The organism is Sedimentibacter sp., assembly GCF_038562225.1.
In the GTDB taxonomy this organism is placed as follows: domain Bacteria; phylum Bacillota; class Clostridia; order Tissierellales; family Sedimentibacteraceae; genus Sedimentibacter.
Map to the genome: position 1 here is coordinate 637,655 of NZ_JBCFAS010000001.1, position 19,696 is coordinate 657,350.

Sequence of the window (19,696 nt, forward strand, 5' to 3'; positions counted from 1 at the left end):
GTTTCATTATTGCTGCAGAGAAGATACCATGCTTTTTACTGTCCCGGTGAATGAGTTTTCATCGCTGCTGAAAAGGAAGTAGCTGTCCATCTGGCTGTATTTTGGGTTTTCTTCAATGACATAAAGCGTCTTTGTGTCCGTCATCCTCTGTATGTCCCTAAGCTTCAGCATTGTTCCCTTCACAGCATTTTTCTTGTTGAATCTGTTTATAACAAGTGTAATATCATTTAAGCCATTCATGCGTGCCATGGTTTTATCGGCATTCATCTCCCTTACGCACGAAAAATCATTGTTGTTTATAATCACCCCATGATCGGCGCTTTCAAAATCGATGAACGATGACGACATGCTTCCTACGTCGGCTATGATAAAATCATAGTCATGCTGGCTTTCAGTATCCTTGATGAAATTTTTAAAGTCTTGCTTTCTTACGCCGTTCAGCTTTCCCTGAACCCTCGGGTTTGGAACAAGGCATAAGTTTTCTACAATCTCGATGGCTGCCTGCTCAAGGGAGCATGTTTTGTCCAGCACATCCTTAATATCATAAATGATATCTTCATCTACTTTGAAATATTCCGACATTTTTCTTTTGCCGCCTGAAAAATCAGCTAGCAGCACCCTCTTGCCTTTTTGGGACAATTCGATGCCCATCTTTATGCTCAGTACTGTTTTTCCGATTTCACTTTTCTGGGAACCCACCAAAATAACGTAACTCATATAACCCCCGTTTTTTAGTAAAGAATAAATAATTGTTGTTAGGATTTGCCTAAGGCAAATCCTTTCATTTAATTCTTAATTTTTAACTCTTAATTGAATTTATTGATTTCCGGCCAGGCCGTTTAGTTTGAGATATTCTCCTATAACTTCCCTGACTATTGGTGTCGGATAACGCCCGGAGCCTCCTTCAAACAACACGCAGGCAACTGCTATCTGCGGGTCATCGTATGGAGCAAATGCCACATACCATGCAAAGTCGTCATAATGCTGTCCTGTGTCAGGATTTGTTCCTTCCTTCTGTGCAGTTCCTGTCTTGCTTCCAACTTTCACAGGAAAATTGGAATATGGCTTTGAGCTGTCGTTGTCAGAAACCATAAGCATTCCCTGCTTGACAATGTCTAGGTAACTGTAATCCGATAAACCTATTCTTTCCGATTGTCTTAAAGGCACATAGTCCGTGTCTTTTCCGTCATAGGTGTTGATATCCTTTATGAGGCTTACATTTCTTCTGTAGCCGCCGTTTGCAATGGTTGCTATATAATTGGCCATCTGCAGCGTAGTGTATGAATTGTTGCCCTGGCCTATGCTGATGTTTAAGTTGTCCCCCACGTTCCATGCAGCCTGATTTATATATGAATACTTCAGTATGTCAACCAGAGGAACGTTGTTGTCATTTGTCTTTTCAGGGTTGAGCCTCAAGGCTTTTAACCCTTCATAGACCTCACCCCTGGTCATGGGCTCTTCACGGTCAATCCAGCTGACAATTTCCTCTACAATTTCATTTTTCATGCTTTCATCTATGGAATACCCCTCTTCCAGGTATCTTTCGACGTTGGCCTCAAGGAAGAGCCTCAAATAAACTCTGATATTCAGCTTCTTGCCTTCTATGCTGGGAACTCCTCCCGATGTTTCCTGAGGAATGTCGATTTCCACTCCCGTCTTGTCGTTAAGTCCAAGCATATCGGCCATTTCTATTATATCCTCCGCATCAACCTGCACAGGGTGGCTCTGGTGAGTTGCGAGATTTTCTCCAAGGACCGTTGTGTAGAAGTAGAAGTTGCAGGAATTCATTATAGCCTGATACATGGTCTGGTAGCCGTGGGCTCCTCCGTACAGGTTGTAAATCCAGCAGCTGAAATGCCTGTCACCCACTTCCATGGTACCTGCGCAGTAAACCGGAGTATTAGGGTTAACTCCTTTTTCAAGAGCAGCCAAAGCAGTTACCATCTTGAATGTAGAGCCCGGCTGTATAGCCGTAAGCATTGCTATGTTGTAAAGAGGTCTCGGTGCCAGCGGGTTCTTAGAATCATTAAGAAGGCTGTTCCAATCCTCCGATGAAATTCCCGTAGAAAACAGGTTGAGGTCATAGGATGGAAAGTTGGCCAGGGCAAGCAGTTCGCCGGTCTTCACATCTATGGCTACCAAAGCTCCTGACCTGGCGTTTTTGTATGAATCTGCAAACTTGAAGTTTCCCCATTCGCTTTCAAAAACACCTCCTGCCTGTATTTGTTCGAGTCCCCTTTTCAGAGATTCCTCCGCCTTTTTCTGCAAATTAAGATCTATGGTCAGGTAGAGATTGTCTCCCGGAACAGGCGGTTGGCTTGAAACCGATTTTATGGTCTTTCCCATGTTGTTAACTTCAACGGTTTTCTTTCCTTTTTCGCCTCTTAAGTAGTCCTCAAACTTTTCCTCAACACCTGTCTTGCCTATAATGTCGTCTGTGCTGTAGCCTCTCTGAACCACATATTCCTGGACCTCATAGTCCTGGGCAATCTTTCCAAGATACCCAAGCACATGTGATGCCGTCTCATATTGAGGATAGTATCTCAAGGGTTCCATTTCCACATTTATTCCGCCGAGCTCATGGGATCTTTCAGAAATCATGGCTACGGTTTTCTCTGAAATGCTGTAGCATATGTCCACAGGATGGTATGACAGGTAGCTGGTCTTGCTGTAGCGCTCCCTAATGACCATCATGTTCCTCATGTCATAGTCGTCTATGTCGCTTCCTATCTTAAGAGTGTCCCTGAGCATTCCGAAAACTTCCTGAGCGGTGAAGTTTTTTATATCCGCAGATTCATCTGTAATCTTAACGTTTTTGTTTATCCATATCCTTTTGTCTCTCATGGGCGTGTATTCCCATTCACCGATTGATATGCTGGGATTTTCATATTTCAGCAGCTCAACCTGGGAATAATACTTAACTGAATTGTCTGTTACAAGATTATAAAGAACGTCATAATTTTTGAATGCCGTTTCCTTTGTAAAATCATATGCTGTTGTGCTTGGATCAAGATGCTGTTGTGAAAGATACTTGTTTTTTACATCTTCGTCTGTATATTGAAAATATCCGAATTCTCCGTCTTCCACAAATTCCACCGGCAGGTCCGGATAAATTTCTTTCAGACTTTCAATGAGCATGAAGCCAGGTACAATCTTTTCGTTGTTTGACTGATACACAGTCTGCAGAAGGTTGTCGATGGAATACTTCATGGTGAGAAGCACAAAGTCATCCTTTGCAGATGTGTTCATGGTAATTTCCTCGTGATTAAGGTTCAGATTCCTTTTTATGTTTCTGTAGGCTTCGTCCTGCACAAAGGAATATTCAGCCAGCCTTATGTTGTTTGTTAGGCCTTTTGACTTCAGGAATTCGTAGGACAACCGTCTGATTTTAGAATTTGAGAAAAGTGTGTTCAGATATTTGTTGTTTTTAAGAAGGATTTCCTTTACAACATCTTCGGCGCCTAAGTTTTCATCAAGCCCATGCTCCGCCTTCCAGATTTTTATGGGATCTGTCTCTTTTGCATCTTCCTCAGAAGCTTGCTGTGTATTTTGCTGTGATTGTTGTGTTGGATTGTCTGTTTCTGCTTCAGCAACCTGCATTTCTATCTGCTTGAACACAAACTGACCGTCAGTTATGGTGACGGGCAGATCCATGTCCCTCAGTATTTCATTTAAAACAATTTCTTTTGGACCGAAGCTTTCTCCGTACACGTTGATGCTGTAATTAAGCCACTCCCTAATGTTTCCCTTTACAGCATCCATCGCCTTGTCCTCAGCCGTTGTATACGATACCGATTCAAAGCTTTCCTCTGTGTAATCCTGCGTACTTGACAGGTTTTGTGACCTTTCAAGCTCCTCATCGATGTATTCGAATGTGTCCAGTTCTATGGGAAAGTCATCTATGGGCCTTTCTCCGTTCTCGTCAAGTATTTTTGCCAGAATGTATGAAACTTCATTGAAGTTCTCAGGCTCTATTTCATCTGTATACATCTGTACCGTGAAGCTTGATACATTGTCCGCAAGGACCTGACCGTTTCTGTCAAAAATCTTTCCCCTTGAAGCCTTCACCGGTATGTCCTTGATCTTTTTCACATCGGCTGCCTCCCTGTAATCCTCTCCCTCGACTATGGTAAGAACCGCCATTCTGAAGCCCAGTATGCATAGCATCACAACTATTACCATGTATAATATATTGAATCTGTTTTTGAAAAACTTCTGTATGTTCAATTTGCACCTCTGTTTCTTACTTCAAATTAAGCCTGCCAAATATGAATAAAACAAATTTAAGCACCATCACTGTAAGCAATGTGTTCAGGACAGTTTCAACAGCAACGCTCCTGAAAGCAAATACGGCGCTCTCTACGCTGTATTTCAAAAAAAACAGCAGCACATACACCATCAGGTGCATTGCAACCGTCGACACCCCTGCTGCAGCGCAATAGGCAAGATAATTTTCCCTCATCATATTATCGCTGTAAGACCCTATAACCGCTCCAATGACAAAGTAGGCCAGCGTATAAACTCCAAATACGTCATAGAGCATGCCGTCGTAAAGTATACCTGTCATTAATCCGATGATTCCTCCGGTTACACCGTCTGACATCAGGGCAAAAATAACCACCAAAATCAATGATATGTTCGGAATAATTCCAAGTATGTCAAAAAAACCCAACAGAGAAGTCTGCAGAATAAAACTAAGCAACACGCCAGCAGCCATTATGCCGAATCTTTTCATTTAATTGCTACCTTTCATTTGATTTCATCTGTTTACCTTCAGAACAAACACCCTGTTCAGCTTTGTAAACTCAACGGCAGAATCCACCACAATCTTCTGCGTGGATACGTCGGTTGTGGGCACCACATCCCTGACCTTGCCTATATAGATATCCGGAATATAAACTTCTCCGATGCCGGAGGTCACAAGATTATCATCTTTGTTAACCTCTGCCTTTGAGTTGAAGAAGTAGCCTGTTATGGTTCCGTCGTTGCTGCCCTGCACGATTCCGCTCTCATCGGTATTGATGTCGCGAAAACTTACCTTGCAGCTTTCATCCAGCAGAGTTATTACTTTTGACCAGTTTGACGATGTCTCGGTAATAACTCCCACGAGCCCTATCTGAACCACACCTTTATCAGTCTTTACGGCATGGATGACGATGTCGTTTTTTTTAAGGCCGTCCTGTTCTCCCTTGTCAATTGTGAACCTGCTGAACCAGTTTGAATCGTCCATGGCAATTACTTGTCCAACAACATAGTCATAGGAAAGATTTTTTTTCATTTCATATTCTGTTTCAAGGGCTTCGGATTTGTTTACTATGTTTTCCAGAATCCTGACCTGTTCCTGCAATTCGTGGACATTGTCCGTAAGCATTATATTTTCTTCTCTCATTCTCACAATTTCCTGAACAGAATAAAAAGAACTGGTCACTGTCTGTCCTGTGTTGAACACAAGCTTCTGAAATCCGGCAACCACACTGCCGAAGAATCCCAGGTCTACGTCGTTAATCCTTCCGATGGAAGACAGACCAATCAATACAATGAGTACAAATATTGTAAGCAAAAACAATATCCTTTTGATATGTTTCCTAAAAAAATTCATTTGCTCACCGCTACATTTCCTCGCATATTTTTCCTGCACCCAAAGCAACCGACTGCAGAGGGTTTTCGGCTATGAACACCTTCAATCCAGTTTCCTTCTCTATGTAGATGTCAAGGCCTTTCAAGAGAGCCCCTCCTCCGGTAAGGTAGATGCCGTTGGTATAAATGTCCGACGACAGTTCCGGCGGCGTTCTTTCGAAAACTCTTTTGATTGCATTGGTTATGTTGTTCACCGTCTCAGCAATGGCCTCCCTGATTTCATCACTTGTAACCGTAATCTTTAACGGAAGACCTGAAACAATGTCTCTTCCTCTTATTTCCATGACCTGGACATAGTCGAAATCATCGCTGCTGCCATCTTCCTGGGTATCCTGGGGCTTGTTTCTTGCCCTGTGCTTTTTGTCATAGTATTCCTTGCTGGCATTTCCAAGTGTCATTTTTATTTTCTCAGCTGTTACAAGACCTATGTCCATCTTGTATTTCAGCTTGATGTATTCTCTTATGTCCATGTCCATGTCATCTCCGGCAATTCTAAGCGAGTCGCTTTCAACTATGCCTCCAAGGGAAATTATGGCTATTTCCGTTGTGCCTCCGCCTATGTCTATGATCATGTTTCCCAAAGGCTGATCAACGGGAAGACCTGCCCCAATTGCTGCCGCCATGGGCTCCTCCACCAGCTTGACCTTTCTCGCTCCTGAGTCATAGGCAACATCTTCCACGGCCTTCTTTTCTATGGATGTCACGCCCACAGGCATACATATAACTATGTTTGCCTTAATGAAGCGCTTCTTGTTAAGAGCCTTGTCAATGAAGTATTTGATCATTACCCTTGTTATTTCAAAATCGGCTATTACGCCATTTTGAAGAGGTCTTACGGCATTTATGGTCTTCGGGGTCCTGTCGAGCATTGCCTTTGCATTTTCACCCACGGCACATACCTCATTGGAACCTGTGTTGATTGCAACAACAGATGGCTCGTTTACAGTTATTCCCTTGTTGCTTACATATACCAGTGTGTTTGAAGTTCCTAAATCAATTCCTATCTTTTGTGTAAAAAAATCGAAAAATCCCATTTTATCCTTTCGCCTTTCGCAATTATTAAATTAATCCTTCTTCCTTGAAGCTGTAAAAAACGCCGTCACCAATAATAATGTGGTCCAAAACCTTTATGCCCAGCAGTTTTCCGCATTCGTCAAGGCGGTTTGTAAGCACGATATCCTCGTGGCTTGGCTCAGTTTCGCCGCTGGGGTGGTTGTGAACAAGTATTATGGAAGAGCATGAACATGCAACGGCTTCCGAAAAAACTTCCCTTGGATGCACTATGGAACTGTTGAGGCTTCCAACTGAAATTTGTGATATCTTCTTTATATTGTTTTTTGTGTCCAGGAGTATTATCTTGAAATACTCCTTTTTATAGTACCTCATTTCCTCCATCATGACTACAGCAGCGTCCCCTGGAGAGGAAATCTTTATCTTTTCCATCTTTAAGGTGCTTATTCTTTTCGAAAGCTCAGCCACAGCCATAAGCTGGGCAGCTTTTACAAGGCTGACGCCCTTGTATGACAAAAACTTCTCCAAATTTCCTTCAGCTACGTTTCGAAGCCCTAAGCCATCTTCACTTAAAATTCTCTGAGCAAGCATCACAGCATTTTCATTTTTGCATCCGGTCCTTATTATAACTGCAATAAGCTCAGAATTGGATAAAGAACCAGCCCCGTACCTGAACAATTTGTCCTGGGGCCTTTCCCCATGGGGAATTGATTTTATGGTGTAGTTATTATTGTCCATTTTATCCTCCAATATGCAATTTGGCAGGATATTCCTGCTAAAGCAAATTCAAAGAAAAATGTCTGTTAAGCATGTTGTTAAGTTTTGTGAGCGGCAGTCCCTTGACGTTGTTGTAGCACCCGTCGATCTTATTCACCATGAGCTCTCCATAGCCCTGAATTCCGTAGGACCCTGCCTTATCTTTATATTCACCTGTCTGTATGTATCTTCTTATGAAATCATCCGTAAGTTCATTGAACTTTACGAAGGTTTGTTCATAATCAACGACTTTCCTATTTTCTTCACTGTCAATGATGCAGATTCCCGTATATACACTGTGTATCTTTCCGGACAGGGACCTGAGCATCATGAAAGCCTCATGTTCATCCTTTGGTTTTCCCATGATCCTGTCAAGAAACACCACCGTGTCTGCAGCTATTATTAGTCCTTTTTCCTCATACTCACACATGGCTTTGTATGCCTTCTCAAAAGCAATTTTCATGACGGTGGTTTCCGGAAGGTCCTGTTCGTTTACACTTTCCTCAGTGTCAGGTACGAAAACCTTCAGATCCTGGAAATATCTTGAGAGCATCTCTATTCTTCTGGGTGATTTTGAAGCTAATATTATGTTTTTCATCATTCGTCCTTAAAGTTTTCTATATGCTATTATTGCTATCAAAAGTCCAATTATTCCTGCAACAGTAAGGTTGGCGCTGAATCCGAATGTCATGGTGAAAATTTCAAGGTCCAGCGTTGCAGGCCCAAAGCCTATTGACTCGCCGTAGTTTAAGATCGGAATTGTTCCGGAAAAAGCCTTTCCCAATATGGTGCCTATGATTGTGGATGTCAGTATCAGCAAAATCAGATAAATGGAATTTCCCTTCTTCATTTTATACCTCTTATACCTCTCTTCTCAATTTTAACATGGTCCTGTTCAGGTTGTCTGAAACAAAAATAGAAGTATAGCCCACGAAGCATCCCGTAAAAATGCTTACCAGCGACAATATGGGCATGTAGTAGTACAGGTTGAATGTTCCGAATATGATGGCGGCAACTGTAACCTGTGTTGCGTTGTGAGTCATGGCACCCAGCACGCTTACCCCTATATAGCTGAATTTGTTCATGTACTTGACGCCGAAGGCCATAGCTATTGTGCTCATTATTCCGCTGGCTATGCTGTAAATGAATGTTACAGGATTTGTTGCAACAAGCATTAAAAGAATGCATCTTAATACAACGACCAGCAATGCATCCTTAAACCCGAAAACTACAATCACCGTCATTGTGACAATGTTGGATAACCCCAGCTTTGCACCGGGAGCTATGTACGGCAGCGGAATCATCCCTTCAATTATGCTGAGTATCAGTGCAGCCGCCGTAAGCAGCGACAAAAATATATATCTTTGCAATCTATTCATAATATCAATATTCTCTTTTCTCTCAATTTGCTATGAAGTCTGTGTCATCTTCTTCGCCGCCTTCAATCTTTACCATGAGCTGATTGGGCAGGCACACGATTATTTCCCCGTCGCTGGAAATTTTACCCTGCGACAGGCATATCTGATCCGGGCAGCTGGCTTCGTGAATCCAAACCTGGCCGTTCTCAATATGAATTTCATTGTATCCTGTTTTTTCATCGCCAATGGTAAACTCGGTCTTGTAGTCATCGCTTAAGACATATTCTCCCACAAGCTCGTTGCGTGAATATACATATGCAACTTTTTCATCCGCATGAACCGCTTTTCTGCTTCCCAAAAAAAGTATTACTATGTTTGCTGCTACAATGACTGCTATCAATGCAATGTCGTATCTGTTAATTTTCTTTTTCATCATTTGCCCTTTTGTATTTTTTAGATTATTCATTTTATCATCATTCACGGCATAATTCAAGATTGTATATACAAATTACGAACATTTTTATCAATCTTCACATAAAACAAAATTAAATTTAATTTACAGAAATCATTAAAAATGCTAAGATGATAATATAATATAGCTCTCTTTCCATAATCTATTCTTAAATGAGGTGATAATTTGCAGATATACAAGATTACCCAGGACAGTCTGACAGAAGCTGATTTTGATAAATTTTCTACAGATGAGGAAGGCAAGTACTGGATGATACTTTCTCCTGAAGAACTTATACAAAGAAATGACTGCTTTCGTTTCAGCTACCAGACTCTTAACGACTGCACAAACGACACAGACATGTCCAAGCTTGAGGTGTACGAAAGTTACAGTTTCGGTATATTAAACATAATCCATGATGGTGAAGACGGCTTTGCCGTAGAGGAACTGGACTTCTATCTTTCAAAACGATTCCTGCTGTTTGTCAGCGAAAAAGATCTCAGCATCTTCAAAGAAATAAGAGAGGATATTCATATAAAGGGTGCCTTGAGCCTGAGTCTGGAAAAAATACTTTACAACCTCATAGACAAAATGACGTCCAGGGACAACAGTGTACTGTTAAACATAGAGTCGGAAATTTCCGATGTGGAAGTAGATGTTATCGAAGGAAAGACCAAGGATTACATAAACGACATAGTATCGCTTAAAAACAGGCTCCTGTTTTTGAAAAGGCACTACGAACCGCTTCTTGGCACTGTTGAAGACCTTACAGAAAACGAAAATGAAGTTCTGAGCAGCAAATCCATAGCCTATTTTAAAATCCTTTTCAACAGAATAGACCGCCTGAACAGGAAGGTTGGAAACCTAAGAGACTACGTGACTCAAGTCAGGGAATCCTACCAGGCTCAGCTTGATTTGAATCTCAACAACACCATGAAGCTTTTCACTGTTATAACAGCCATATTTCTCCCTCTGACCCTCATAGTAGGATGGTACGGAATGAACTTTAAAAACATGCCGGAGCTTGACTGGCAATACGGCTACATTTTTGTGATAGCCATGAGCATATCGACACTGCTGATATCATTGTGGTTTTTTAAGAAAAAGAATCTTATGTGATGAAAATAAAAAGGCTCCGTAAGGAGCTTAGACTATTGACAAACAACGACGTTGTCATCCTGAACGATAGTGAAGTATCCCATATTTATTGAAAACATAAGATTTTTCGGCTACGCCTCAGAATGACAACGTCCAAATATATACTTTGTCATCAAACCGGGCTCCATAAGGAGCTTTTTATGCTTCTATGACCATGAAATCGGTCACAAGTCTGGCAAGCTTGTTCTTGCTGTCAAGCCCGTAGTATGTAGGGAATGTTCCTTCGTTCCATCCACTGGCAAAGACGATTATGTTGCTTCCGTCCTTCTTGTCTACTACAATGTCTGCGCAGGAGCATTCGCTGTTTCTTACGGCATCCCTTATTTTTTTCTCGTAATCTTCAAGCTCTTCCTCATCCATTACGTCCAGCATTTCCATGACGCGCTCATCCATGAAGCATCCAAGTCCGTTTTCAACCTCGTATCCCATGAATTCGTCATGTCCGAATCCCTTTGAAGATTCTCCCTTCAAAAGGGCCATCTCCCACTTAACAGGGTCGCTGTCAGAAAACCTCAGCTCAGCCACAACAGTCTGCTTCTTTCTGTTTTCAGTCTTTCCCACATATATGTACACCGGATATTCTCCGGGTTTCACATGTTCGGAGTAGCATTCGTCATCGTACATCATGATCGGATCCGTTGCAATGACCCTTCCGGTGGCAAGCTTCAACTTCCCGGCGCTTATTCTTTCTATATTCATCCTTCCGAATTCGGTATCCATCATGGTGGTATTGCCGTTGGTAATGTTAAGCACATCTAAATTAATATACATACTATGCTCCTTTTGCTATTTTTTTCTTTCATCCAGAATCTTTTTCAATTCATCCATAAATGTGTTAATGTCCTTGAACTTCCTGTATACGGAAGCAAACCTTACATATGCCACATCATCCACTCCCTGAAGCTCATTCATCACCAGTTCTCCTATGACTTCAGTGGACACTTCGTTTTGGAATGTGTTCAAGAGCTGTTTTTCAACCTTGTCGGCTATTCCCTCTATCTGTTTGAGGCTTACGGAACGTTTGTCACAGGCCCTGATAAGTCCGTTAATAATCTTGTCTCGATTGTAACCCTGCCTTGTGCCGTCCCTCTTGATCACCACAATCTGAGTTTCTTCTATTTTCTCGTATGTCGTAAATCTGTAGCCGCATTCTATGCATTCCCTTCGGCGCCTGATTTTGAATCCGTCATCCGTAGGTCTGGTGTCAACAACCTTGCTTTCAGAACAATTGCATTTCGGGCACTTCATAGTATTCTCCTTTTAATGATTTTACTAAAAATCGAACTTATAGTAAACATATTATTTCAAGTTGCCCATAAATTTTGCCTCATCGATTATAAATCTCTCGTGGGTTCCTTCTCCGATTTTTTTATCTTCGTCATAAGCATCCACCTTAAAAACAAGCCTCTTTCTGTCTACCTCCACAAGCTCTGCCTCAGCCCATACTTTCTTTCCCACAGCAGTGGCGCTCAAGTGTCTTACGTTCACAGATGTTCCGACAGTTGAAAAGCCTTCAGGCAGGTAACCCTTCACCGCATTCATCGCGGCACCCTCCATAAGACCTATCATCATGGGTGTGGCAAATACCTCGGCGGCTCCGCTTCCAAATACTCTGGCCGTATCGCTCATGGCAACAATTTTTTCCTCTTTGTGTTTGATTCCTGCATTTAATTTAATTTCCATGGTATTATGTTCTCCTTCCAAACTTTGCTCTTGTTTTCATTATTTGTATTTTACCTGAAATTTCTGTTAAATATTCATATTTATTAAAAGTCTTATACGGCATTTTGACACGTCATTCTTTCATATAAACGCTCATGCTTGGAAATGCAAATGAAATCTCTTCCTGTTTGAATATCTCCATTATTTTGAAGTTCACGTCGTCCTTTATGCTCATGTACTCGTTGTAGTTTATGGTCTTTGTAAGATATTGAACGACTACGTCAAGGGAACTTGCACTGAACCGGTCAAACTTAACCAGCGGGGATTCCTCCTTTATCATTGGGTGGCTGTCCAGCATGAGTTTAATTTTCTCCATGGCAGTTTTAAGCTTATCCGGGCTGGTGCCGTATACAACTCCCACCGTGAAGTTTACCCTTCTGTTTTCCCTGGCACTGAAATTTATGAGTTCCCTGTCAGCAAACCTGGAATTGGGTACCGTAACAAGTTCCTTGTCCACAGTCCTTATCTTTGTGCTTCGAAGGCCCAGTTCTTCAACTGTCCCTTCAAAGGAATCAACCTTTATCCAGTCTCCTACAGCAAATGACTTGTCTGTGAGTATGACAAATCCTCCGAAAAAGTTCTTTATGAGATCCTGTGAAGCCAGGGCCAGTGCAGCGCCACCAATGCCAAGACCGGCAAGTATGCTGCTTAGCTGCTCGAAATTAAACTCCACCGCTATGGCTACAACGGCTATTGCCACGATGATGACCTTGACCAGCTTTGCTACCAGAGGAAACACAGTCTTTGACATATGCGTCCTTTCAGTTTTGTCTTCCTTGTTAAGGTACTGGTTGTTGAGAACCTCAGCATAAGATGTTACGATTCTCAAAAGGCACTGGGTTACCGTCACTATGATGAAAGTTCTGTATACCCTGAACAGAAACAATCCTATTTTCTCATTGAAGGGAAGCACCGCCAGAGCAAAGTAAAACCCTGTTAGGGTGAAGAAGTTCACCAGTGGTTTTTCAATGGAGTCAAGAACCAGCGCAATGTTCTTCAGGTTGTACTTGACCGAAAGCTTCTTCAGCACCTTGATTATTATGTTGGCTATGAAATTTCTGAAAAGAACGGCTGCCAGTATGATTATTGCAGATTCCGCCATTGTAACAGTATCTATTTCCTGCGTAAAAATCATTTTCTTTCCTTCCTTTTTTTGTGTTATATAGATTATATAATAAAACAGCCAAATTTAAAAGAGGTTTTGATAAATCAAAACCTCTATTTTACTACTGTCTTTTAAGAGCCTCAACCGGCGGAAGGTTCGAAGCGTTAATAGCCGGGTAAACACCGAACAAAAGACCTGACATCAGCGCAACGAATACTGCTATTTTTATGGAGTCAATACTAACAACGGCTGAAAGACCGTATCTTGACACAAGGCTCACAGCCCATGCTCCTATGAGAATACCTGCAACACAGCCGATGATGCTCACATACACTGCCTCCAGAAGAAACTGTATGAGCAGGTCTTCCTGCTTTGCACCCAATGCTCTTCTTACACCAATCTCGCTGGTTCTTTCCGTTACAGCAACAAGCATTATGTTCATAATGCCAATGCCTCCTACCAGAAGCGACACAGCGGCAATTCCTCCAAGAAGCACCGTCATTATCCGATTAGCCTGGTCAGCTTCCTTAACCAGGTTGTTAAGGCTTGTGATCGTAAGAGGTTCCTCGCCCTTTTCAAAAACATTATCGTCTTTTGAAGGCTCCTCTGGCGACGGTTCGGGTTCGGGAACCGGCTCAACCGGCATCTCGCCTCCGTCAGTTACCGCTCCGCCTTCTTCAGAACCTGTTTCAGGTTTTATGTTGCTGCCTATTCCGACCTTGCGATTGTATATTCGCCCAAGCTGTACCATTGCCAGCTCGGCTTCTTCAGCACTGTCGGACTTCGCCCATATTTCAAGCACATCCTTTGTGTTTGCAATCTTCATGGCAGAAGTGTACGGTATAACTATCTTGTCATCGATGCCGTCACCTTTTCCTTCTCCCTTTTCAGAAAGGACTCCGACTATCCTATAGTTTATGCCGTTAATTTTTATTGCCTGCCCTACGGGGCTTCTGCCGTTCAAGAGCGACTTGGCTACGTTGTAACCGAGAACCGCCACAGGTGACCTTTGCTTGACATGAAGTGAAGTAAAGAAGTTTCCGGACACAACAGGATGGTCCTTTATCATGGGGTAATCCTGATTTACTCCAACTATGTTCATCTTGCTTTCATCTCTTCTCCACCTAATGGGAGTGTCCTGTGTGTACACAACTGGTGTGGCATAATCTATTCCGTCAACCCTTGAAGGAAGTTCTTCCGCCTCCTCCGCTTCAAACTTCACATTTTCCGCGTTTGCTTTTATAACTATGACATTTTCTCCAAGGCTTTCAAACTGTGATACAATCGATCTTCTTGCGCCTTCTCCTATACCCATGAGGCTTACAACCGCAGCAACGCCTATGGATATGCCCAGCACGGTCAAAAATGTTCGAAGAAGATTTGAAATTATTCCGTCAAATGCCATAATTGCAGAAAATTTCAGCCTTACAGCAATGGATGAAATTTTTCCTCTTTCTTGCATGTCATCACTCCTTATTGTTTGGTGCTAGGCAAAAATGAATCATTTTCCGGCACTGATTCGCTGGGCATCAAGTCTTTTGTGCTTCCGGTCACCACAAGCTGCCCTTCCTCAAGCCCGCTCAGCACTTCCACATACCTGTCGTTCATGAGTCCTGCTCCGATTTCAACTATCTCCGGCTGGCCTTCAGCATTTAGAACTTCAACCTTCTGAATGCCGTTTTCTTCAAACACAGCCTCAATAGGTACAAGCAGGGTGTCGAAGGCTTCTCCGGAATCCACAAAGCAGTTTGTGTTCATGCCGGGTCTCAGTCCTTCTCTTCCGATTACTCTTATCTGAACGTTGTAAACAGTCTTTCCGTCCCTGTCGGTGTACTGATTAAGACTCATGACGCTTCCTTCGAACTGCTCTCCTGGAAGGGCGTCAACCGTAACGGTAACAGGAGCATCCTGGCTTATATACAGCACATCCAGGTCACTTACTGTTGTATAGATGTACATTTCATTTGTGTTGTACATGTCCATGAGCTGCAGTGACCATGGGTCGCTGGTTTCAGAAGCTACAAGAGTATCACCCACCCTGTAGTTTACATAGGAAACCATTCCGTCCGAAGGTGCTGTAACCATCATCTTTGCTGCAAGTTCTGATACCTTGTCGATTTTTTTATAGATGCCTTCTATTTCTTCGTTCAGGTTATCTATTTTTTCATATTCACTCATTATGCTTTCAATGTCCTGCTGTATTTGTTTCGTAACATCATTTCCTGCTATGCGCACGAGAATCTGTCCCTTTTCAACAAATTCATTTGCGCTTACGGGCACTTCCGTTGCTATGATGGTTGTGTCATCGCTGTCTGAGTAAAGGGTTGAATAAACTTTCTTTTCATTTACGTATGATGCAACTTTTCCGATGTATGTCAATCCGGTTACAGGTACTCCGCCGCTTTCGGTATAGATTGTAGTTACCATGCCCGGCTGCACAAGGCCGGGATTGTCGGCTTCTATCTCGCCGTTGTGAACGTATGTCATTCCGTTGTCGCCGGGAACGGCATTAGGATTGAGCTTCTTGATGGTTCCTGAGTATAGTCCGTCAAAGGCAGTCTGTGTTCCGCCGTTCTCCAGTACCCTTCTGTACTGCAATAGAACCTTCTGTCCAACTTTAAGATTTGAATATTCATATGTATTTACCTTGAATGTAATCTTAATCTTGCTGTCATCAACAATTGTTGCTATGTGCGAATCTTCAACTTTGTCTCCTTCATCAACCGTAAATTCCGAAAGGCGTCCTTTTATTGGAGCTGTTATGACGATTCCGTCATAGGGATTTACCTGTGATATGCTTGTGATATCCTGGTTTATCTTGTCTCCCAGGTCGTCAAGCTTTTTTTCTATGGTCTTGTTTACATCTTCAATGTCCTTTTGTTTCTTTTGTATGCCTTCCGTCAGGCCCTCAAGAATGTCCCCGAGATTTGATGCTGACAGGCGCACAAGGTTGTCGCCCTTTTTTATCATCTGGTTGGGTTCTACAAACACCTCTTCGATGGTGTAGGTGACGGAAACGCTCATGCCGTTGGAATCGGTTATGCCTTCGGGCTTGGGAGCTGTGATTGATCCTCCCCAGTTGCCGTTAAGCTGTCCTGTTATGTTTACGCCCTGTTTGATGTCGCCTCTTTCCACGGGCTTTGTCGCGTACCTGGGCCCTGTTGAAGTCTCAGAGGTATCAGGTACCAGCTGCTTTGCCGTGAAATAACCTCCGAAAAATACAAGCGCTATTATAAGTGCTGCTGAAATAATTTTTTTATACATTTGCTTTCCCTCCACTGCTTACATCAGATACTATTCTGCCGTCCACCAGCCTGATTATGCGGCTTCCGTATTCTGCTACCTCTTCCTCGTGCGTTACCTGCACAATGGTCATGGATTTCTTTTCATTGAGCTCCACGAACAGCTCCATTATCATATCTCCCGTCTTTGTATCCAAGGCTCCTGTAGGTTCATCCGCCAGAACGATTGATGGATTTCCCACAATTGCCCTGGCAATGGCAACACGCTGCTGCTGTCCTCCCGAAAGCTGGCTTGGAAGATGATGCATCCTTTCCTTGAGCCCCACAAGCTCAAGAGCATTTTCAGCCAGCTCCCTTCTGGCCTTGGAGCTGATGCCCCTGTAAATAAGTGGAATTTCAACATTTTTTACTGCATTCATCCTCGGCAGAAGATGAAAGTTCTGAAACACGAAGCCAATGAACATGTTTCTGATTTCTGACATCCTGGAATCGCTGAGCTTATCAACCTGATTTCCGGAAAGCGTGTATGTTCCCGAGGTTGAATGATCCAGGCAGCCTATGATATTCAAAAGTGTTGACTTTCCTGATCCGGAAGGTCCCATTATGGACACGAACTCCTTTTCCTTTATTACAAAGGATATGTCCTTCAATGCTTCCACTTGTATCTGACCTGTTTTGTAAAGTTTGGAGATATTCTCCATTTTGATGATATCCATGCTTCACCCCTCTTCTGAATAGTCCATTCTTTATGACGTATATGTTTTAAAAAAGTTCTCAGTTTTTTGCAGTTTAATAAAATTTTGTTATAAAGTAACCCTGTAACACAAAACAAAAGATCGGTTAACGATCTTTTGCTGTCATTTGATTACGTCAATATATATTGAGTCTATCCAAACCTTGTTTTGACCCTCATACTCTATGTAAATGTTTAGGGTATCCGCATCGGTGACGTTTATGGGGACCGTAAGAGAAGACCACATGTCGTCGTAAATGCTGACTGAAGTGTGGAAGTTAGATGTAAGCTTCCCGCCCTTGTAGGCTTCAAGCACAACCTGCGCTTTAACATCGCTTTCGGATTTTGTCTTTGCTGAAATCCCTATCTGTTTTTTTAGCATGTAGCTGAATTTCTCATCTGTGAAATCCACTATGGCAAACAAAGACTTGATTTTTCCGTCCCCTTTGTTTTCCACCACAAGCGAGCTGCTGCCTTCCACATAGATGTCTGAGTCAATTGCTGCCTTTTCTCCGCTGTATCCGGTTTTTTCAATAAGTTTGTCGTTGTAGTACAATTGAGTGGAGTCAGCAGTGCCGGGTGATTCCTCCGTTTGTCCGGGATCTGTTTCCTGTGGATTCTGCGTTTGTGAACCCTGTTCAGGCTGGTTTTGGCTGCTGCCTCCTGCAGAAACCTCCTTGCCTTTGTTGAAGTTTTTAATGAGCATGTTGCCTGCAAGAAGAACAAGCACAACTACAGTAATTGAAACGACAGCCCTTTTTATTTCCTTATTTATCCTCAGTCTTCCCTTCTTTGCAGCAGGACGCTTTTCCTTTTCGTTGTTGTCATTCACATAGATGTCGTAAATGGACCTGTCGTCCGGCTCCTCATCCGGAAGATTGTCACCAAAGACAGCCACCGTCGGGGCTTCCTCCGGCTCCTGCTTCATTTCCTCCGAGGCCTTGGCTGTCTTGATCTTTGGAACCTCCGGACCGAAGATCATTGCAAATATGGGTGATGCCTTAAGCTCCGCAAGAACATCCCTGGGATAAAGATATTCCCTTGTAAGGCATCTTACTATTATTTTTAATATATCCGGCGGTATGGTGTCGGATATGTTGTAATCAACTATTTCAGTACCGGAAAATATGTAATGAATCATGTTTCCGAGCCTCTTGAACGTTTCATTGTCGGCTATGTCGTATTCCTGCTCGAAAACAAGGTTTAAATCAACTGCCAAACAATCGTTTTCGTCTACGTAAAGCCTGTCAAGGTCAAGAATCTTCTGTTGTACAACATCGGTCATGTTGAATATGTTCTGAGCAAGAACGATAACCTTTTCTGACAAGTCGAACTGCTGCTTCAGAGTGAGGCTTTTTCCGGAATAATCCCTTATTCCCTTGTATTCGGTTTTTAAAGGCTTTGTGTATATGTAAATACGGTCTTCGGTATTGTAGCACTCAAGAATGTTGGTGGAGATTTTTTTAAGCTCATCGATGTCAATTAAATTTATAACCTTCTGACTTGTTATTACATTGCTGTAAAAAATTTCACCCGTATCATTGTCCTTGCATTCCAGAACCCTTTGGAAGGCATTCTCGAAAATAGTACGGATTATCTTATAATTGTTGTTCATATAGCCTACCTCCGAATATTTCTTAATAATATATTAACAATAATTTCGACAAAAATAAAGACATTTTTGTAATTTTTTGCAACAATATAATTACAAAAAAACAAAAGGACGAGGTTAATCCTCATCCTTATCAATTTCATATTCAACATCTTCAACTATGTTTTTAATGTCTTCAGTGCCTTTCTTGCTTAAGTTTTCTTCTCCGTAATATTTTCTTGTCTTTTCTGCCACAACTGTTAGCAAAAACACAATCATCACAAGGTCGTCAATAACGGAGAAGCCCAGAATTGGAGCCGGTATCAAATCCGCAGGACTAAGTATATATATCAAAGGAATTATAACCCACAGCTTTTCCTTCAAAGGTACATTCTTGTCTTTCAGGAATTTTATGATAATATAAAGTCTGTTCATTTAAAGGATAAATATCCTGTCCGGCAGCTTTTTCTTAAGCTTCATTGCAAAACTGTTGGCGGTGTCTTGAGTTTTGGAACTTCCCAAGACAATGTGGGTTATATCATTTTCAACCGCAAAGTCCACAATTGCCTTCACAACATCCTTTGATCTTTTCACTACCAGGTTTGCACCAATTTCTTTTGTTATTTCAAATAAATACTCTAAAGCATCTCCATCGCTCAGGTTATATAAAAGCTTGTCGTTCTCGTTGACAACGTGAATGACGTACAGGCTGCTGCCTTCTTCTCTGGAAAGCTCGGCGCCGTGTTCTATGAGCCGCTCACATGTCTTTTGCTGTGTAACACATACCAACACATTTTTATGCATCGCTACTTTTCTCCTTAAGTGGCGGGAATATGTGGGAATTGAACCCACCCAGGACGCTATTAACGCCCCGCGACTGGTTTTGAAGACCAGGAGGCACACCAGCACCTATCTATCCCCATCGGTATTAT

21 protein-coding genes and 1 tRNA gene are annotated in these 19,696 nt (G+C 42.3%); 1 reads left to right on the forward strand and 21 read right to left on the reverse strand.

Annotation, left to right across the window (positions count from 1 at the left end):
* Positions 1-6 precede the first annotated feature (6 nt).
* The 10 genes from AAGU76_RS03055 to AAGU76_RS03100 form a co-directional block, all read right to left on the reverse strand.
* The gene (locus AAGU76_RS03055) at positions 7-717 is read right to left on the reverse strand and encodes an AAA family ATPase (RefSeq protein WP_342483963.1); all 711 of its coding nucleotides are present in this window, start codon (positions 715-717) and stop codon (positions 7-9) included.
* Positions 718-816: 99 nt separating this feature from the next.
* Positions 817-4,227 (reverse strand): penicillin-binding transpeptidase domain-containing protein, encoded by a 3,411-nt coding sequence (locus AAGU76_RS03060; protein ID WP_342483964.1) that lies wholly within the window; start codon positions 4,225-4,227, stop codon positions 817-819.
* Between the two features lie 16 nt (positions 4,228-4,243).
* Positions 4,244-4,735, reverse strand: coding sequence for a rod shape-determining protein MreD (mreD, locus tag AAGU76_RS03065; RefSeq protein WP_342483965.1), 492 nt, complete (start codon positions 4,733-4,735; stop codon positions 4,244-4,246).
* Positions 4,736-4,759: 24 nt separating this feature from the next.
* The gene (mreC, locus tag AAGU76_RS03070) at positions 4,760-5,560 is read right to left on the reverse strand and encodes a rod shape-determining protein MreC (RefSeq protein WP_342483966.1); all 801 of its coding nucleotides are present in this window, start codon (positions 5,558-5,560) and stop codon (positions 4,760-4,762) included.
* A gap of 49 nt (positions 5,561-5,609) precedes the next feature.
* Positions 5,610-6,671, reverse strand: a complete 1,062-nt coding sequence (locus AAGU76_RS03075) for a rod shape-determining protein (protein ID WP_342483967.1) — start codon at positions 6,669-6,671, stop codon at positions 5,610-5,612.
* Between the two features lie 25 nt (positions 6,672-6,696).
* A complete protein-coding gene (radC, locus tag AAGU76_RS03080) occupies positions 6,697-7,386 on the reverse strand; it encodes a DNA repair protein RadC (RefSeq protein ID WP_342483968.1) in 690 nt (229 codons plus the stop codon).
* Positions 7,387-7,423: 37 nt separating this feature from the next.
* A complete protein-coding gene (locus AAGU76_RS03085) occupies positions 7,424-8,002 on the reverse strand; it encodes a Maf family protein (RefSeq protein ID WP_342483969.1) in 579 nt (192 codons plus the stop codon).
* 9 nt (positions 8,003-8,011) lie between these two features.
* Entirely contained in the window at positions 8,012-8,254 is a 243-nt protein-coding gene (locus AAGU76_RS03090; RefSeq protein WP_342483970.1) for a DUF4321 domain-containing protein, read from the reverse strand.
* A gap of 10 nt (positions 8,255-8,264) precedes the next feature.
* On the reverse strand, positions 8,265-8,783 hold the full coding sequence (locus AAGU76_RS03095; protein ID WP_342483971.1) for a Gx transporter family protein: 519 nt from the start codon (positions 8,781-8,783) through the stop codon (positions 8,265-8,267).
* Between the two features lie 22 nt (positions 8,784-8,805).
* Entirely contained in the window at positions 8,806-9,195 is a 390-nt protein-coding gene (locus AAGU76_RS03100; RefSeq protein WP_342483972.1) for a NusG domain II-containing protein, read from the reverse strand.
* 204 nt (positions 9,196-9,399) lie between these two features.
* Between AAGU76_RS03100 and AAGU76_RS03105 the strand changes: the two genes are divergently transcribed.
* A complete protein-coding gene (locus tag AAGU76_RS03105) occupies positions 9,400-10,332 on the forward strand; it encodes a CorA family divalent cation transporter (protein WP_342483973.1) in 933 nt (310 codons plus the stop codon).
* A 177-nt stretch (positions 10,333-10,509) separates the two neighbouring features.
* Here the strand turns inward: AAGU76_RS03105 and AAGU76_RS03110 are convergent, their stop codons facing one another.
* From AAGU76_RS03110 to AAGU76_RS03160, 11 genes are all read right to left on the reverse strand, one after another.
* Positions 10,510-11,142, reverse strand: a complete 633-nt coding sequence (locus AAGU76_RS03110) for a DUF4241 domain-containing protein (protein ID WP_342483974.1) — start codon at positions 11,140-11,142, stop codon at positions 10,510-10,512.
* Between the two features lie 15 nt (positions 11,143-11,157).
* Complete coding sequence (gene nrdR / locus AAGU76_RS03115) at positions 11,158-11,619, reverse strand: transcriptional regulator NrdR (RefSeq protein WP_342483975.1); 462 nt, start codon at positions 11,617-11,619, stop codon at positions 11,158-11,160.
* A gap of 51 nt (positions 11,620-11,670) precedes the next feature.
* Positions 11,671-12,054: a thioesterase family protein gene (locus AAGU76_RS03120; RefSeq protein ID WP_342483976.1), complete on the reverse strand. Its 384-nt coding sequence runs from the start codon at positions 12,052-12,054 to the stop codon at positions 11,671-11,673.
* Between the two features lie 112 nt (positions 12,055-12,166).
* Entirely contained in the window at positions 12,167-13,228 is a 1,062-nt protein-coding gene (locus AAGU76_RS03125) for a mechanosensitive ion channel family protein (RefSeq protein WP_342483977.1), read from the reverse strand.
* Positions 13,229-13,319: 91 nt separating this feature from the next.
* Positions 13,320-14,660: an ABC transporter permease gene (locus AAGU76_RS03130; RefSeq protein ID WP_342483978.1), complete on the reverse strand. Its 1,341-nt coding sequence runs from the start codon at positions 14,658-14,660 to the stop codon at positions 13,320-13,322.
* Positions 14,661-14,671: 11 nt separating this feature from the next.
* Positions 14,672-16,462 (reverse strand): efflux RND transporter periplasmic adaptor subunit, encoded by a 1,791-nt coding sequence (locus AAGU76_RS03135; RefSeq protein ID WP_342483979.1) that lies wholly within the window; start codon positions 16,460-16,462, stop codon positions 14,672-14,674.
* Entirely contained in the window at positions 16,455-17,156 is a 702-nt protein-coding gene (locus tag AAGU76_RS03140; protein WP_342483980.1) for an ABC transporter ATP-binding protein, read from the reverse strand. The genes AAGU76_RS03135 and AAGU76_RS03140 overlap by 8 nt, the downstream gene beginning before the upstream one ends.
* A 141-nt stretch (positions 17,157-17,297) precedes the next feature.
* Positions 17,298-18,788: a hypothetical protein gene (locus AAGU76_RS03145; protein ID WP_342483981.1), complete on the reverse strand. Its 1,491-nt coding sequence runs from the start codon at positions 18,786-18,788 to the stop codon at positions 17,298-17,300.
* 114 nt (positions 18,789-18,902) lie between these two features.
* The gene (locus tag AAGU76_RS03150; protein ID WP_342483982.1) at positions 18,903-19,199 is read right to left on the reverse strand and encodes a hypothetical protein; all 297 of its coding nucleotides are present in this window, start codon (positions 19,197-19,199) and stop codon (positions 18,903-18,905) included.
* Entirely contained in the window at positions 19,200-19,568 is a 369-nt protein-coding gene (locus tag AAGU76_RS03155) for a universal stress protein (RefSeq protein ID WP_342483983.1), read from the reverse strand. It abuts the gene before it with no gap.
* 19 nt (positions 19,569-19,587) lie between these two features.
* A tRNA-Sec gene (locus tag AAGU76_RS03160) sits at positions 19,588-19,685 on the reverse strand.
* Positions 19,686-19,696: the final 11 nt, after the last annotated feature.